Origin of the sequence: Micromonospora sp. CPCC 205561, from assembly GCF_036906775.1 — a bacterium.
Classification (GTDB): Bacteria; Actinomycetota; Actinomycetes; order Mycobacteriales; family Micromonosporaceae; genus Micromonospora.
In genome coordinates this window covers 25,101-39,105 of the sequence record NZ_JBAKHV010000007.1, presented here as the reverse complement: position 1 = coordinate 39,105, position 14,005 = coordinate 25,101, and the positions used below count along the sequence as shown (strand labels likewise).

Here is a 14,005-nt window from a genome sequence, read left to right as displayed (position 1 = left end):
AGCGGCAGCGCTCGTTCGGGCGCGGCCTCGAACGACGGATCGGGCCTGTCGTGGCCGGCGCCGTTCCGCCCAGGGCCTCCCCGACGGCGTACAGATTGACACATCGCAATGGGAGAGCCTAGCCCGGCGTCGGGCGCCGAGCCCAGAACCGTGCGGGCCGGTGAACGGCGATTGGCCATCATCAACCGGGCGCGCCGCGGCTCTTCAGCGTCCGCACGATCGCCACTCAGCTGCGCGCCCGGGCGAGCAAGGCCCCCGAGCCCCGCCTTCCCGGCACCCCGACTGGTCGGGGTGCCGGAGCGTCACCCGCTGACTCGCTGAAGCACCGCCACGAGGGCGTAGACCACCACCACCCACGCGGCCACCTGCCCGGCGCGGAAGAATCCCGTTCCGGCGAGGAGGAACCTGATCCTTGCCTGCTGCTCAGCGTCGTCTGGGTCCATGGAGATTCCTCCGCGTCTCGATGCCCGGGTCTGACGGCTGATCTTGCCGGCTTCGTCTGGCGGAGGTAACCACCGATCATCCCGAGAGTCGTGGGATGTCCTGACGTTCTCTCTCCCGGAGCTGGACACGGTGCGAGGCTGGTCACCGTCCACGACGCTGAGGCGCACCTGCACGACGACCTCGACGTCCGCCGCCGTCGATAAGGCCGGCGAAACCCTCGAAACCATCCTCGCCATGACGCCGGCACACCTGACTGCATCGTCCAAGCCGTCGGGTACCGCCACCAGGGCATCGACAACGTCCCACGCTGGAACGACAGCTCCCGGGCCGCGCTCACCACGGCCTCCGCGCACCGCGTCGCCGACGCCGCACCCGCCGGTCAACCCTCGCCTGGCTCACCCCCGCTCCCTGCTCCTCATCGCGCCGTCATCCGGCTCTCCTGATCGGCCAGGCCTAGTTGTCGCGTCTGCTGGCGTCGAGGGCGGCCTGCTCCACCCGCCGGCGGTAGTCGAGCCACCATGACTCGTCGGCGGGCGGCAGGTTGTCGTTCCTGGGCAGCAGCCCGGCCGCGCCGTCGATGAGTTCGCGCACGATGTCAGCGTGGCCGGCGTGCCGTTGTGTTTCCGCGATGACGTGGACCAGGACGCGGTGCAACGTGACCGCTGCATCGCCCCACCACGCCACGCGGCCGACCTCATCAAGCGCAAGGGCTTCAATCGTCATGTCGGCGTGGGCGATCGCGCGACGGTACAGTCCGACGATCTCCTCGCGGGTCTCGTCCGCGGTCGCCCACATGTCGGCGTTGGTCTCCGCTCCGTCGCCGACGTACGGCAGCTCCTGCTCGAACGGCCGGCCGAACACGACGCCGAAGTAGAGGGTCTCCATGGCCGCCGAGTGCTTCACCAGCCCGAGCAGGTTGGTGCCGGTCCGGGTCAACGGACGCCGAATGTCGTATTCGCTGAGCCCGTCGAGCTTCCACAGCAGCGCGTCACGGCCGCCTTCAGGTAGCTGTGCAGGTCTGCCTTCATGGCGGCACTATGGCATCCGGTCGGTTGTCGGCGCTGCCCCGGATGATCCAACTTCCTCCCGGCGCTCCGGCATCTCCCCCCAGAAGACATCGCTGTCTGCTACCGCACCGTGCGGTGACCGGGGTCGCTCGGGTCCATGCCCTGACCGACATGCGGCGCCAAGCGCTGCTTGGTCACTGACCTTCGTCGGGCCGCCGCACGAAGGAGGCCAACCGTTCCCCCTCCTTGAGGTCCTTTCGCCAGTAGCGGTAGACGATCCCCGGCACGATCTCGACGGAGGCTGCCGCGACGACACAGGGGAGGACCTTCCAACCCACCACGGCTTCGACGTCGAAAGCCACGACCACGGGCGGCATCTCCCCGACGATCGCACGCACGGTCTCGTACTCGTCGAAGGTCGGCTCCCGGAACTTCGGATCAGAGAACCGGGTCGGACAGGCGAGGTAGTGGACGTCGGTGAAGACCAACTCCAAGCCGTGGTGGTACGTCAGGTCGTACCCGGCGGCGAATCGCAGTTCCGAACCGTTCCACCCGAGCACCTCCCAGTCCCACCATGAACCCTGGGGCAGCCGCACGACGGTCACGTCACGATCGTCCCATGGATCTGGCACTCACCAGCCGCCAGGTCCGGACGTGGCATCGCCGCCTTGCGACCTCTCGTCTGTGTGCACTGCGTGTCTCGCGCGGCTGCGTCCCCCCACGTCCGTCAACCCTGGTCACCGCCCGCGCTCCGCTGCCGCCAGCCGTCCTCGTACCGGCGGGGTCACCATCCCTGGTGCTGTCGACAGCCAGGGTGTTTCCTGCGGCGTCCGTCAGCCAGCAAGACTCGTAAGTGATGCCGTCTCTGTCCCGTCCAGCTTCTGCGAGTGTCAGCGGCCGCTGACGCCGCTGCTGTACTGCTGAACCACCTTGCCGGCAGCCAGGCTGTCGCCCTCCGGATGACGGTCACACCTTGGCTTCGCTTGATCGGTTACATCAGGACGTACGTTCCATCCCCGTCGGAGGGCTGGACATACTGTCGCCGTGCTTCAGCAGGGCGGCAACGCGAAGAACCGGTACCTGGTTTGCCACGACTACGGCATGGGCGGCTTGTGGTGGTGGGTGTGGGCACGGTCGCCAGAGGAGGTCCTCGACGCCGTCGCCGAGGTGGAGATCGTCACCGATGACTCCACCGTGCAGCGGGTGACCTCGTGGAATCTTGACGAGGTCCACCTCGATGCACTGCCCGACGGTCCACTGGCCAGCCTTCGTGACCAACGGTCGGCCCATCGTGACCTCCCTGGCTACGGCCTACTGGCCAACCGCGGACTGGTGTACCTCCGTGACGCCTCCGCTGAGTACGACGGCACGGCTTACCTCGCCGAGTTGGGACCAGACGGCCGCCGCCTCCGCCAGGTCGAACAGCGCCCCGACGGTGACGCCCTCCGAACCGAGGACTGGCCTTTCAACCCAGCCATCGACCTGCGCGATCCGCAGTACGCCCCGATGGAGGTCAGCCCGGAGGCATTCGAAGACGCCTGGCGACGCGCGCGACCAGACCCGGACGCCTACTAGTGAGCTGCCGTCGCTCCCGCCTCGGCAAAAATCGTCCAGCCACGAGCAGACGCCGACGACGTTGAACTGCTACACGCACCCGACGACCGAGCGCGACGGCCGGGTGCTGAAATCCTTTGCTGCCTCCGGCAACGACCGACCCTCAAATACGAGTCAAGGCCCCTCAATTGAGGGGCCTTGAGCTTGCCATATCCATGGTGGGCGATACTGGGATCGAACCAGTGACCTCTTCGGTGTGAACGAAGCGCTCTCCCGCTGAGCTAATCGCCCTCAGCGCCGATGACTCTACCCGATCGAGGGACCGGACCGGAAATCCGGGGTCCGCGCGCCGCCGGGGCGGTCAGCCGCCGGGGTCAGTGCGTCGCCAGGTAGTGCAGCGCCTCGGCGACCACGTCGATGCCGAAGCTGTACTTCAGCGACAGCCAGACCACCGTGCCGACGAAGACCAGGCCGACGGAGCCGAGCAGGAAGCGTACGGCCAGCGACCGGTCCTTCACCCACTGCGTCCAGTTCTGCACGTGTCGGCGGGTGAAGCCGAGCAGCCGGCGGGCCCAGTGGAACTCGACGGCCCAGACGCCGAGGCCCGCGATCACCAGCAGCCAGCCCGGCCCGGGCAGGGGGATGAGGGCGATGCCGACGGTGACGACGAGGGCGCCGGCGATGGCGATGAAGATCTTCAGGGTGACCCGGCCGGTGGGGTTGGCCCGGATCAGGTCGAGGGTGGTGCCGAGCCGCTGCCGCCAGCGCGCCGGCCGTCGCCGCTCGGCCAGCGCCGCGCCGCCGTCGCCGCCCCGTCCGGTCGCCCGCCGGCCGGGCCGGTCGTGCTGCTCCATCGGCACCGCGTACCCCCGCTTTTCGACCGGTCCGGCCGGGACTTCCGGCGAGCCCGACACTGCAATCGGATCCACTGAGGATCGTTTCGTGACCATTTCCTCCCCCAGTGTGGCTCGCGCCCGTCACTGGAACGGACGACTGGACGTTACCGGAGTAAGTCGACGACTGAACCACCCGATGCCGGGCGGGATCACGCACTGGGCAGAACCGGAAATCCTACATGAATCCTCACATTCACGCGGCCTTTCCGACCCCCTTCCCACCACTGGGTGAAGTCAGCGTATGGCGGAGCGTAGCCAGGAGTAGCACCTGAGTATGGGAAAAGCGGGACGGCGCGTTCCGCAGCGGTGCCGGGGGGAGATCGTCCATGAGTGTCATCCGACCGACGACCGTAGAGGTCGAGACGTCGCTAAGGCTCGTCGCACCTGACGCCACGGCCTTGCCGGTGCGTGCCAGTCTGCGTTACGACCCTGCTGATCCGTATGCGGTCCATGTCCTGTTCCATGCCGAATCCGCCGGCGGCGAGGCGGTGAGCTGGTCGTTCGCCCGGGAACTGCTGGTCACCGGCCTCGACGAGCCGGCCGGCATCGGTGACGTGCGGGTCTGGCCGTGGGCCACGCCGCGCGGGGACTTCGTCGCGCTCGCGCTGTCGTCGCCCGACGGCAACGCCCTGTTCGAGGTGCCGCGCAGCGTCCTGGTGCGCTTCCTGCGGCGGACCTACGTCGTCGTTCCGCGCGGCCGCGAGGCCGAGCACCTGGACGTCGACACCGCGGTGACCCGGCTGCTCGCCGGCCGCTGAACCACCGGCCACACCGGCCGCCCGGGGCCGCGCGGATCTGCCGAGTCCGCGCGGCCCCGGCTCACCAGGGGGTACGCGCACCGCCTCCCGTCCCGCGCCGGGCTCAGCCATGGGTGGTGATGCCGCCGTCGACGGGGATCACCGCACCGGTGAGGTACGCCCCGGCGCGCGACGACAGGTAGATCGCGGTGCCGGCCATGTCCTCCGGCCGGCCGATCCGCCCGAGCGGAACCTGCCCCTCGATGGCGGCCCGGGACCCGGGGTCGTCCAGCGCGAACGCCATCATCTTGCTCTCGAACGGCCCCGGCGCGATCGCGTTGACCGTGATCTGCTCGCCGGCGAGCTGGTGGGCCAGGCCTCGGGTCAGCATGTGCACGGCGGCTTTGGTGGCCGAGTACGCGTACACCTCCATCATCGGCACCCTGATGCCGTCGATGGAGCCGATGTTGATCACACGGGCCGGGTCGTCTGCGCTGGCCGACGCGCGCAGCGCGGGCAGCAGCGCGGTGGTGAGCCGGAAGACGGCCTTGACGTTCACCGCCCAGAGCTTGTCGAACGCGCTCTCCGGGTACGCCTCGAGCGGCGCGCCCCAGGTCGCGCCCGCGTTGTTGACGAGCACGTCGAGCCGGTCGAACCGCTCCCGGATCGCGGCGGCCAGCCCTTCGGCGCCGGCGTCGTCGCCGAGGTCGGCGGGGATGGCCTCGCAGCGCCCCTCGGCGGAGAGTTCCTTGGCCACGGCCTCGCAGACGTCCGCCTTGCGGGACGAGATGACCACGTGCGCGCCGGCCCGGACGAAGCCCTGGGCGATCATCAGGCCGATCCCCCGCGAGCCGCCGGTGACCAGGACCCTCTTGCCTTCGACCGAGAACAGATCCGTCATGCCCATCCCATCGCGAGTCGGCGGGGGCCGCCGGGGCGGGCGACCGGCCGGCGCGGGCCGGCTCCGGCCGTACCGGACCCGACGGCGCTACCGCTCGGTAACGTAGCCGGCCCCCGACGACCTCGACAACCCCCGCGCGGCCCGCCGGGCGGGGGGCCGCGCGGCGGGGTCGGGAATCCGGCGCCGCGCGGGCACGGCGGCGGACGCCGTCTCCGGGATGCGTCGGCCGCCGCCCCGGGCTACCGTCGCAGGCGATGGTCCCTTCCGGTCAGCTCTCCCCCGCTCCGCCCGGCAACCCGCCGGCCGCCCCCGCCGAGATCGACACCGTCTGCCTCGGTGACCTCGCGTCCGACCCGGGCTGGCGGCGTCCGGTGCTGCTGGAGCGGGACCTGCTCGTGCTGATTACGGGCGGTCACGGCACGGCCGAACTGGATTTCCGCGCCCTGCCGGCCCGGCCGGGCACGCTGCTGCGGGTACGCGCCGGCCAGGTGCTGCGCTGCTCGGGTCCGCAGCTCGACGCGACGGTGGTGCGCTGGGACGCCGCGGCGTTGGCCGGGCTCGACGTCGATCCGGACGCCGTGCCCGCCCGGTTCCAGCTCGCGGGCGAGGACGAGGACGCGGTGATCAACGAGGTCAGCCAGCTGGCGGTGGACTGCCAGCGGCACCACGGGGTGGCCGCCGCCCGGGGCCTGCTCCGCCACCAGCTCGCCGTGCTGCTGCTGCGGCTGTCGCTGCTGCCGGGTCGGCCCGACACGGCGACGCCGGCGGAGGCCGCCACCTTCCACCGGCTCTGCCGGGAGGTCGAACGCGGCTACCAGCACACCCGCCGGGTCGAGGACTACGCCACCCGGCTCGGCTGCTCGGTGCGGACGCTCACCCGGGCCTGCCTCTCGGTCACCGGGCGAAGCGCCAAGCAGGTGGTCGACGACCGGGTGGCCCTCCAGGCGAGCCGGCTGCTGGCCGCCACCGACGAGCCGATCGCCCGGATCGGCCGGCGCCTCGGCTTCTCGGAGCCGACGAACTTCGGCCGGTTCTTCACCCGCGAGGTCGGGGTGAGCCCGGGCGCGTTCCGGGCGGCCCGGGAGCAGCCGGTGCCGGGGGCGCTCGTGCGGCCCCGACCGCCCGCCGACGCCGGTGGCGGCCGACGCGGGGCATGATGGCGGGGTGCAGATCTCCGCGCGCGGCGACTACGCGGTACGGGCGGCCCTCAGCCTCGCCACCGCGTACCCACGGTTGCTCTCCACCCAGGCCATCGCCACGGAGCAGGACATGCCGCGCAAGTTCCTGGAGGCCGTCCTGGCGGACCTGCGGCGCGCCGGCATCGTGCGGGCGCAGCGCGGCGCGGAGGGCGGCTACACGCTGGCCCGGCCGCCGCGCGAGGTGACCGTCGGCGCGGTGCTGCGCGCGGTGGAGGGTCCGCTGGCCGGCGTTCGCGGGCTGCGTCCGGAGGAGACCCGGTACGACGGCGCGGCCGAGAACCTGCCGGGGCTCTGGGTCGCGGTGCGGGCCGCCGTGCGGCGGGTGGTCGACGAGGTGAGCCTCGCGGAGATAGTCAGTGGCCGGCTGCCCGCCCATGTCCGTAGGTTGACGGCTCTACCCGACGCCTGGGAGCCGCGCTGATGCCCACCCCCACCCTGCGCACCGACCGCCTGCTGCTTGAGCCCTACCGGCCGGGCGACGCCGAGGACTCGCTGGCTCTGCTCACCGACCCGGAGGTGGGGCGGTTCATGGGCGACGGCCCGCTGACCGCCGAGGAGGCCGGCGCCCTCTTCGGGCGGATCTTCACGAAGGTGTACGCGGACGACCTCTTCGACGTCTGGGCGGTGCGCCGGGACGGCCGCTACGTCGGGCACGCCGAGATCAAGCGGACGGACCAGGTCGACGGCCACGAAATCATCTACGCGCTGGTGGAGCGGGCCTGGGGCGTCGGCCTCGGCACCGAGCTGGCCCGGGCCCTGGTGCGCTACGGCTTCGACACCCTGGACCTGCCCCGGGTCTACGCGACGGTCGCCGACGCCAACCACGCCTCGCTGGCGCTGCTGGGCAAGCTCGGTTTCGTCCACGAGCGCGACATCGCCGAGGACGACGGCACCGTCAGCCGCGTGCTCCGCGTCGACCGCGCCCCCGCCTGACCCGGCACGCGCCCGGGCCGGCGCGCGGCCCACGCGCATCATCTACCTGTGCGGCGGGAGTCGCCCGGCCGCGGCACGCTCCACTCGGGAGCGGCGCGGGTTTCACGATTCGTCGTTGCGGGCATGTTCGGGTCCAGACAGGGCAGGGAACGAATCGAGGGGAGCTTCGCGATGGGTCTGATGTTCCGCAAGCGCAAGAAGTACGGTCCGATCATCCTGAACTTCACCGAGAACGGCTTTTCGTCCTGGAGCATCAAGATCGGTCGCTGGTCCTGGAACTCGAAGGCCAAGGCGCACCGGGTCGACCTGCCGGGTCCGCTGTCCTGGAAGCAGGACAAGTCCCGGGCGTGACGTCCCGAGGTCGAGCGGGGTGCCGGTGATCCACCGGCACCCCGCTCGGCGTCTGCGGGGCGCGCCCTCGGGCCGGGGGCGCTACGCGGGGGCGTCCCGGGCGGAGATGAGCACGTCGCCGCCGAGCCGGCCGTCCTGCGGGTGGCGGGCCACCTCCCCCGCGTCGAGCAGCCCGGTCAGCGCCCGTACGGCGTCGGCGGACCGGTAGACGGTCTCGGTGAGGGCGTGCCGGCGCAGCTCGGTGACCGTACGCGGGCCGGAGCGCGTCAGCTCGGCCAGCAGCTCGCGGCCCAGCGGGCCGGCCTCGGGGGCGGGAGCGGCGTCGAGCAGCCCCCCGACGGGGTCACGGTAGCGGACGCCGGCCGCCCCGGCGGCGGCCCAGAGCGACTCCTTGAACGACTCCAGGCTCTTGTCGGATCCGGTCGCGTACGCGAGCAGCCGCGCGGGCGCACCGCCGGCGGGCACCAGCTCCGCCTCGGTGGTGAGCGGGAAGCCGGCGTCGGCCAGGGCGGCGCGGGCGGCGGTGCCGGCGGCGGTGGCGAGCAGCACGTCCGCCGGCCTGCCCGCCGCCGCGGCGGCAAGCACCGCCGCGCCGGCGGCGGGGTCGTCCACGACGGAGAGCAGGGGCGCGCCCGCCGCGCCGGCCGCCTTCACCGCCACCGGCAGCCGGTCCGCCCCGCCGGGCATCAGGTGCACGGTCACCTCCGCCGGCAGCCACGCCTGCGCGGCGGCGAGCCGGGCCGACAGTTCCCCGCCACCGTCGGCGAGCACCAGCACGGTCAGTTGCCGGCCGCGCAGCCGGTCGGCGTGCCCGGCGGCCACCCCCAGCGCGGCCTCGGCGCAGCCGTCGTCGCCGTGCGCGTACGCCAGGGCGAGGGTGGCCCGGCGGGCGCGGCCCAGGGCCCCCGGCAGCCAGGTCCCCAGGTGACGGACGAGCAGCTCGCGCAGAACGGTGTCGGTCGGCATGCTGTCGTTCTACCGCACTCCCGCACCGGAGCGGGCACGGCTCCCCCGGCCCGCGGAACCGCCCGCCAGGGGTCCGACCGGGCGCCGGGTCGGTCCGGGGCCACGGTGCGCACCGCGGCCCGGGTCACGCCGGGACGGAGATGCCCACCCCACCACGGGTCTGGCCGCCGTAGCGCCGCCGCTCGGCGGCCAGGTCGAGCGGGCCGATCCGCTTGCGCGCGGCCAGGGCCGCGTCGTCGAGGCGGTCGGCGGGCACCAGCCAGACGACCTCGAACTCCAGCCCGTCCGGGTCCTGCCCGTAGAGGCTCTTGGTGGTGCCGTGATCGGAGGCGCCGACCAGGGCGCCGACGGCGTCGAGCCGCTGCGCGGTGGCCTCCAGCTCGTCGAGCGTGTCGACCTCCCAGGCCAGGTGGTAGAGCCCGACGCTGCCGCGGCCGGCGGTGGAGCGGCCGGCGCCCGCGCCGACCTCGAACAGGCCGAGGTCGTGGTCGTTGGTGGAGCCGGGCGCCTGGAGGAAGGCGGCACCCCGGAAGCCCTCCGGGGTCATCGGGATCGGCCGGAAGCCCAGCACGTCGCGGTAGAAGGCGGTGCTGCGGGCGAGGTCACCGACGTAGAGCACGGCGTGGTTCAGGCGGTGGATTCCCATGCCGTCCACGCTAACGCGGTTTCGTTGAACCTTCAACTAGTTGACGTATGCTGGGCACATGACCCGCTGGCTGGAGCCCGACGAGCAGCGCACCTGGCGCGCCTACCTGACCGCCTCCCGGGCGCTGATGGAGACGCTCGACCGGGAGCTGCAACGCGACGCGGGGATGCCGCACGCCTACTACGAGATCCTGGTCCGGCTCTCCGAGGCCCCGCGCCGGCGGCTGCGCATGAGCGACCTCGCGGAGGCGAGCGGCTCCTCACGCAGCCGGCTCTCGCACGCGGTGGCCCGGCTTGAAGCGGCCGGCTGGGTGCGCCGCGAGGAGTGCCCGACCGATCGGCGCGGGCAGATCGCGGCCCTCACCGACGAGGGATTCGCCACCCTCGCCGCCGCCGCGCACGGCCACGTGGCGGGGGTACGCCGGCACCTGTTCGACGCGTTGAGCCCGGCCCAGGTCGACCAGTTGCGCCGGATCAGCGAGACGCTCGCCGCACACCTGACCGGTTCTTGACCAATCCACCCCGGTTCGGGTCTTGTACTTAACGTCGTCGGATGAGCACGATGGGGCGTGCCTTCCGGCTTCGGTGATCTGACTGACCAGGCGCACCACCTGGTGTCCGCCGGCGACCTCGTCGGCGCCCAACGGCTGCTCGCCGACGCGCTGACCGACGCCGACCCGCGCCCGGTCAACGCCACACCCGAGCTGGCCGAGGCCGCCAGCCTCCAGGCCCGCGTGCTGGTCGCCCTCGGCGAGCCACACTCCGCCCGGGGCTGGGCCGCCTTCGCGTACGCGGCGACGAGCCGGCTGCACGGCCGGTCCGACCAGCGTACGGTGGCCGCCGCGGCCACCCTCGCGGCCGTGCTGCACCGGGTCGGGAGCTGGTCGCGCGCGGCCCGGCTCTACCAGGAAGTGATCATCGAGCTGACCGCGCTGGACGGTCCGGAGTCGCTGCGGGTGCTCGCCGCCCACGCCGACCTGGCCACCGTGGAGTACGCGCGCGGCCAGTGCCAGGTGGCCCGCGACCGGTTGCAGGACGCCTGGGAGCTGCACCGCGAGGTCTACGGCGACGGGCACCCCAGCGGCATCAAGATGCTGGCCCGGCTCGGGGCGATGCAGCGCGACTGCGGGCAGTTCGCCGAGGCGCACGACAACCTGGCGCTGGCCAGGGAGCTCTGCCGGCAGCACCTGCCGGCGGGCGACCCGCTCGCGGCGCAGGTCGCGGCGCTGGCCCGGGCGGCGGCCAACCCCGACCACGTCTGCGCCGACAACTCCCCCGTCGCCGTCGACGGCCCAGTCGTGCCGTCCGCGCGCACCCCTCCCCCGGGCGACGGGCAGACGGCGGCGTACCACCCCTCGCAGCCGGGCTACCGCCCGGCGGAGCCGGACCCGTACGCCGGGCCGCCGCACCCGGTGCCGACGCCCCGGCAGCCGACGGAGGACCCGCCGCCCGGCTGGTGGCCCCCGGACGCCGACAGCGGGGACGGGCCGGTGGAGAGCGCCGTGCCGCCGGCGGTGGTGCCCCTGGCCGGCGGCGGCGGGGAGACCGACGGCGTGCACCGGGTACGCCAGCACGGCGGGGCCGACGAGCCCTACGAGCCCTCGCGGCTGCTGCCGGTGCCGGTACACCGCGCACCCGCCGGGCGCGACAACCGCCTGCTGCCCCTCGTCGTGGGCGGCATCGTGGTGGTGCTGCTCGGCACGGCGGCGGTGATCGCCGGAGTGGCGGGCGTGGACGGCGACCCCGACCCGGCGCCCTCGGGCGCGCCGGCCTCCGCGCCGGCCGGCGCCGGCTCCCCGGCCGGCACGGTCGCCCCGCCCGCTGCGGACCCGACGACCGCGGCCTCCCCCGGCGCCCCGCCGGGCTCGGTGACCCTGCGGGACAACCGTGACAACGTGGCGCTGCGCTGGAGCTACCCCGCCGGCGGCGAGGGCCCGGTGATCATCTCCGGCGGGCGGGCGGGTCAGGCGCAGACCGCCTTCGCCAATCTGCCCGCCGGCACCACGGACTTCGTCGTCTACGGCCTGAACCGCGCCACCGACTACTGCTTCACGGTCGCCGTGGCCTGGTCGACCGACACGATCGCCCGGGCGAAGGAGGTCTGCACCCGCCGCCGCTGACCGCCGACGCGCGGCGTGGTCCGGGATCGCGGCGGCCGGCGGGCGGGGCCTCGGGTGGCGCGGGGCCGCGCCGACCCGTCAGGGGCGCTCCGGGTCCGGCAGGGCCGGCAGCCGCAGGCGCACCCGCAGCCCCGGGCGGTCGGGCCGGCCGGGATCGGCGTCGGTCAGGTCGACCCGGCCACCGGCCCGGCGCACCAGCTCGCGCACGATGGCCAGGCCGAGGCCGGCGCCGCCGTCGTCCCGGGCCCGTGCGTCGTCGAGCCGGGTGAACCGGCCGAAGACCCGCTCCCGGTCCGCGGCCGGCACCCCGGGCCCGTCGTCGGTCACCGTCACCAGGTGGTACGCCGCCGCGCCGGCACCGTCGACGGCGGCCATGTCGGCGTCAGCGTCGGCCGCACCGCGGGCGTCGCCGTCGTTGCCGTCCCGGCGGCCGGCGCGGGGCCGGGCGGCCAGCACCACCTCGCGGTCGGCGTGCCGGACGGCGTTGTCGACGAGGTTGGCCAGGATCCGGCGCAGCTCGTCGGGATCGCCCTCGGTCCACAGCGGCCGGCCCGGCGCGTCGAGCCGGACCGGGGGCGACGGGTACCGGGCGGCCACCGCCGCCAGCAGCGCCCCCAGCTCGACCGGCCCGGTGGTCCGGGCCGGCGGGCCCTCGTCGAGCCGGGCCAGCAGCAGCAGGTCGTCGACGAGCCGGCCGAGCCGCTCGGTGTCGGCCAGCAGGTTCGCCGACACGGCGGTCCAGTCCGTACGCCCGCCGAGCCGCCGGGCCACCTCCAGCTCGGTACGGATGTTCGCCAGCGGACTGCGCAGCTCGTGCGCGGCGTCGGCGACGAACGCCCGTTGTCGGTGCCGGGCGGACTCCAGCCGGCCCAGCATCCCGTTGAGGGTCACCGCCAGCGAGTGGATCTCGTCCTGGGACGCCGGTACGGGCAGCCGCCCGGCCCCGTCGCGTCCGGTGATCTCCTCGGCCCCCCGGCGCAGCGCCTCCACCGGGCGCAGCGTGGCACCGACCACCCGCCAGGCGACCCCGGCGAGCACCACCACCAGCAGCGGGAGGCTCACCAGCAGGATGGTCCGCACGACGTGCGCGCTGTGCCGCGCGTCCGCCAGCGACCGGGCCACCAGGACGGTGCGGGGGTCGGCGGCGTCGCCCGCCGGCACGGCCACCACCCGGACCGGCCCGGCGAAGCCGGCCCGGTCGCCCGGCACGGTCAGCCGCTGCCGGGCGCCGACCTCGATCCGGTCCGGCGCCACCATCGGCACGAGCCGGTCGGCGTCGATCGAGGCGGCCCGCACCCGCCCCTCGGCGTCGACGACCTGCACCCGGACCTGCCCCCCGGCCACCGGCAGCGGGTCGGGCAGCACCTCCTCGGCGGCGAGCAGCGCGACCGCGTCGGCGGTCCGGAACGCCTCGGTGTCCACGGCGCGTTGCAGGGCCCAGCCGAGCACACCGAGCAGGACAGCGACGCCGACGGCCAGCCCTCCCGAGACGCCGAGCACCCCGACGGCCATCAGCCGCCCGCGCAGCCCGAGCGCGAGGCGCCACCGGCCCCGCAGCCCCCGCCCTCTCTCCGCCGTCACCGGGCGAGCCGGTAGCCGGCGCCCCGGATCGTCTCCAGGCGCTCCCTGCCGATCTTGCGCCGCAGGTATCCGACGTAGACCTCGACCGCGTTGGGCGCCGTCTCGACGCTGGCGTCCCAGACGTGGTCCAGCAGCTCGGTCTTGGAGACCACCTCGCCGGGGCGCCGCATCAGGTAGTCCAGCAGCGCGAACTCCCGGCTGGTCAGCGCGATCTCGGCGTCGGCCCGGGTCACCCGGCGCCGGGCCGGGTCCAGCCGCAGGTCGCCGACCGCGAGCACCGTCGGGCGTTCCGGGGCGCCGCGGCGCAGCAGGGCCCGCAGCCGGGCCAGCAGCACGACGTACGAGAAGGGCTTGGTCAGGTAGTCGTCGGCCCCGCAGTCCAGCCCGTCGGCCTGGTCGTACTCGCCGTCCTTGGCCGAGAGCATGAGCACCGGGAGCCAGTGCTCCTCGGCGCGCAGCCGGCGGACCACCTCGTAGCCGGAGAGGCCCGGCAGCATCACGTCGAGGACCATCGCGTCGTACCCGCCGTGCCGGGCCGCGTCGAGCCCCGCCGGGCCGGTCGCCGCCACGTCCACCGCGAACCCCTCGGCCTGCAGGCCCCGTTGCAGGGCCGACGCCAGCCGCGACTCGTCCTCCACCACCAGCAACCGCACGGCTCAAGGGTGCCACCC

17 protein-coding genes, 1 tRNA gene and 1 pseudogene are annotated in these 14,005 nt (G+C 73.8%); 9 read left to right on the top strand and 10 right to left on the bottom strand.

Features of this window, described 5'->3' with window-relative positions; genetic code table 11:
• Positions 1 to 302: 302 nt before the first annotated feature.
• Entirely contained in the window at positions 303 to 443 is a 141-nt protein-coding gene (locus V6V16_RS06860; protein ID WP_334560587.1) for a hypothetical protein, read from the bottom strand.
• Between the two features lie 202 nt (positions 444 to 645).
• Between V6V16_RS06860 and V6V16_RS06855 the strand changes: the two are divergent.
• Positions 646 to 901, top strand: a pseudogene (locus V6V16_RS06855) (hypothetical protein); the annotation flags it as partial.
• On the opposite strand, the gene V6V16_RS06850 reads toward V6V16_RS06855, so the two are convergent.
• Positions 898 to 1,380, bottom strand: coding sequence for a DinB family protein (locus tag V6V16_RS06850; RefSeq protein ID WP_334560585.1), 483 nt, complete (start codon positions 1,378 to 1,380; stop codon positions 898 to 900). The pseudogene V6V16_RS06855 and the gene V6V16_RS06850 overlap by 4 nt on opposite strands.
• A gap of 265 nt (positions 1,381 to 1,645) precedes the next feature.
• A complete protein-coding gene (locus V6V16_RS06845) occupies positions 1,646 to 2,056 on the bottom strand; it encodes a hypothetical protein (RefSeq protein WP_334560584.1) in 411 nt (136 codons plus the stop codon).
• Between the two features lie 439 nt (positions 2,057 to 2,495).
• Here V6V16_RS06845 and V6V16_RS06840 point away from each other — a divergent pair, with 439 nt between their 5' ends.
• Complete coding sequence (locus V6V16_RS06840) at positions 2,496 to 3,026, top strand: hypothetical protein (protein ID WP_334560582.1); 531 nt, start codon at positions 2,496 to 2,498, stop codon at positions 3,024 to 3,026.
• Between the two features lie 195 nt (positions 3,027 to 3,221).
• Here V6V16_RS06840 and V6V16_RS06835 read toward each other — a convergent pair.
• Positions 3,222 to 3,296 (bottom strand) — tRNA-Val (locus tag V6V16_RS06835).
• An 83-nt stretch (positions 3,297 to 3,379) separates the two neighbouring features.
• The gene (locus tag V6V16_RS06830) at positions 3,380 to 3,955 is read right to left on the bottom strand and encodes a TIGR02611 family protein (protein WP_442934043.1); all 576 of its coding nucleotides are present in this window, start codon (positions 3,953 to 3,955) and stop codon (positions 3,380 to 3,382) included.
• A 272-nt stretch (positions 3,956 to 4,227) separates the two neighbouring features.
• On the opposite strand from V6V16_RS06830, the gene V6V16_RS06825 reads away from it, so the two are divergent.
• Entirely contained in the window at positions 4,228 to 4,659 is a 432-nt protein-coding gene (locus V6V16_RS06825; protein WP_053653619.1) for an SsgA family sporulation/cell division regulator, read from the top strand.
• Between the two features lie 103 nt (positions 4,660 to 4,762).
• Here the strand turns inward: V6V16_RS06825 and V6V16_RS06820 are convergent, their stop codons facing one another.
• Positions 4,763 to 5,539, bottom strand: a complete 777-nt coding sequence (locus V6V16_RS06820; protein WP_334560577.1) for an SDR family oxidoreductase — start codon at positions 5,537 to 5,539, stop codon at positions 4,763 to 4,765.
• A gap of 254 nt (positions 5,540 to 5,793) precedes the next feature.
• Here V6V16_RS06820 and V6V16_RS06815 point away from each other — a divergent pair, with 254 nt between their 5' ends.
• From V6V16_RS06815 to V6V16_RS06800, 4 genes are all read left to right on the top strand, one after another.
• Complete coding sequence (locus V6V16_RS06815; RefSeq protein ID WP_334560575.1) at positions 5,794 to 6,696, top strand: helix-turn-helix transcriptional regulator; 903 nt, start codon at positions 5,794 to 5,796, stop codon at positions 6,694 to 6,696.
• Positions 6,697 to 6,703: 7 nt separating this feature from the next.
• Positions 6,704 to 7,159, top strand: coding sequence for an RrF2 family transcriptional regulator (locus tag V6V16_RS06810; protein ID WP_334560572.1), 456 nt, complete (start codon positions 6,704 to 6,706; stop codon positions 7,157 to 7,159).
• The gene (locus V6V16_RS06805) at positions 7,159 to 7,671 is read left to right on the top strand and encodes a GNAT family N-acetyltransferase (RefSeq protein WP_334560570.1); all 513 of its coding nucleotides are present in this window, start codon (positions 7,159 to 7,161) and stop codon (positions 7,669 to 7,671) included. The genes V6V16_RS06810 and V6V16_RS06805 overlap by 1 nt, the downstream gene beginning before the upstream one ends.
• 171 nt (positions 7,672 to 7,842) lie before the next feature.
• Complete coding sequence (locus V6V16_RS06800; protein WP_208569874.1) at positions 7,843 to 8,022, top strand: DUF4236 domain-containing protein; 180 nt, start codon at positions 7,843 to 7,845, stop codon at positions 8,020 to 8,022.
• Positions 8,023 to 8,103: 81 nt separating this feature from the next.
• Here V6V16_RS06800 and V6V16_RS06795 read toward each other — a convergent pair whose 3' ends face one another.
• A complete protein-coding gene (locus tag V6V16_RS06795; protein WP_334560568.1) occupies positions 8,104 to 8,988 on the bottom strand; it encodes a hypothetical protein in 885 nt (294 codons plus the stop codon).
• 124 nt (positions 8,989 to 9,112) lie between these two features.
• Positions 9,113 to 9,634 carry a VOC family protein gene (locus tag V6V16_RS06790; RefSeq protein ID WP_334560566.1) on the bottom strand — a complete coding sequence of 174 codons (522 nt, stop codon included), beginning with the start codon at positions 9,632 to 9,634 and terminating at the stop codon, positions 9,113 to 9,115.
• A 58-nt stretch (positions 9,635 to 9,692) separates the two neighbouring features.
• Between V6V16_RS06790 and V6V16_RS06785 the strand changes: the two genes are divergently transcribed.
• Together V6V16_RS06785 and V6V16_RS06780 are read left to right on the top strand one after the other, a co-directional pair.
• Positions 9,693 to 10,145 carry a MarR family winged helix-turn-helix transcriptional regulator gene (locus V6V16_RS06785; RefSeq protein ID WP_334560564.1) on the top strand — a complete coding sequence of 151 codons (453 nt, stop codon included), beginning with the start codon at positions 9,693 to 9,695 and terminating at the stop codon, positions 10,143 to 10,145.
• 57 nt (positions 10,146 to 10,202) lie between these two features.
• A complete protein-coding gene (locus V6V16_RS06780; RefSeq protein ID WP_334560561.1) occupies positions 10,203 to 11,753 on the top strand; it encodes a fibronectin type III domain-containing protein in 1,551 nt (516 codons plus the stop codon).
• 78 nt (positions 11,754 to 11,831) lie between these two features.
• Here the strand turns inward: V6V16_RS06780 and V6V16_RS06775 are convergent, their stop codons facing one another.
• Together V6V16_RS06775 and V6V16_RS06770 are read right to left on the bottom strand one after the other, a co-directional pair.
• On the bottom strand, positions 11,832 to 13,265 hold the full coding sequence (locus V6V16_RS06775; RefSeq protein WP_334560707.1) for an ATP-binding protein: 1,434 nt from the start codon (positions 13,263 to 13,265) through the stop codon (positions 11,832 to 11,834).
• Positions 13,266 to 13,330: 65 nt separating this feature from the next.
• Positions 13,331 to 13,987: a response regulator transcription factor gene (locus tag V6V16_RS06770; protein WP_334560559.1), complete on the bottom strand. Its 657-nt coding sequence runs from the start codon at positions 13,985 to 13,987 to the stop codon at positions 13,331 to 13,333.
• Positions 13,988 to 14,005: the final 18 nt, after the last annotated feature.

Bases quoted from the DNA above. Each gene is read 5' to 3' on its own strand.
- V6V16_RS06805 (WP_334560570.1), top strand. From the start codon at position 7,159: ATGCCCACCCCCACCCTGCGCACCGACCGCCTGCTGCTTGAGCCCTAC.
- V6V16_RS06785 (WP_334560564.1), top strand. From the start codon at position 9,693: ATGACCCGCTGGCTGGAGCCCGACGAGCAGCGCACCTGGCGCGCCTAC.
- V6V16_RS06825 (WP_053653619.1), top strand. From the start codon at position 4,228: ATGAGTGTCATCCGACCGACGACCGTAGAGGTCGAGACGTCGCTAAGG.
- V6V16_RS06830 (WP_442934043.1), bottom strand. From the start codon at position 3,955: ATGGTCACGAAACGATCCTCAGTGGATCCGATTGCAGTGTCGGGCTCG.
- V6V16_RS06795 (WP_334560568.1), bottom strand. From the start codon at position 8,988: ATGCCGACCGACACCGTTCTGCGCGAGCTGCTCGTCCGTCACCTGGGG.
- V6V16_RS06820 (WP_334560577.1), bottom strand. From the start codon at position 5,539: ATGACGGATCTGTTCTCGGTCGAAGGCAAGAGGGTCCTGGTCACCGGC.
- V6V16_RS06815 (WP_334560575.1), top strand. From the start codon at position 5,794: ATGGTCCCTTCCGGTCAGCTCTCCCCCGCTCCGCCCGGCAACCCGCCG.
- V6V16_RS06775 (WP_334560707.1), bottom strand. From the start codon at position 13,265: ATGGCCGTCGGGGTGCTCGGCGTCTCGGGAGGGCTGGCCGTCGGCGTC.
- V6V16_RS06790 (WP_334560566.1), bottom strand. From the start codon at position 9,634: ATGGGAATCCACCGCCTGAACCACGCCGTGCTCTACGTCGGTGACCTC.
- V6V16_RS06800 (WP_208569874.1), top strand. From the start codon at position 7,843: ATGGGTCTGATGTTCCGCAAGCGCAAGAAGTACGGTCCGATCATCCTG.
- V6V16_RS06860 (WP_334560587.1), bottom strand. From the start codon at position 443: ATGGACCCAGACGACGCTGAGCAGCAGGCAAGGATCAGGTTCCTCCTC.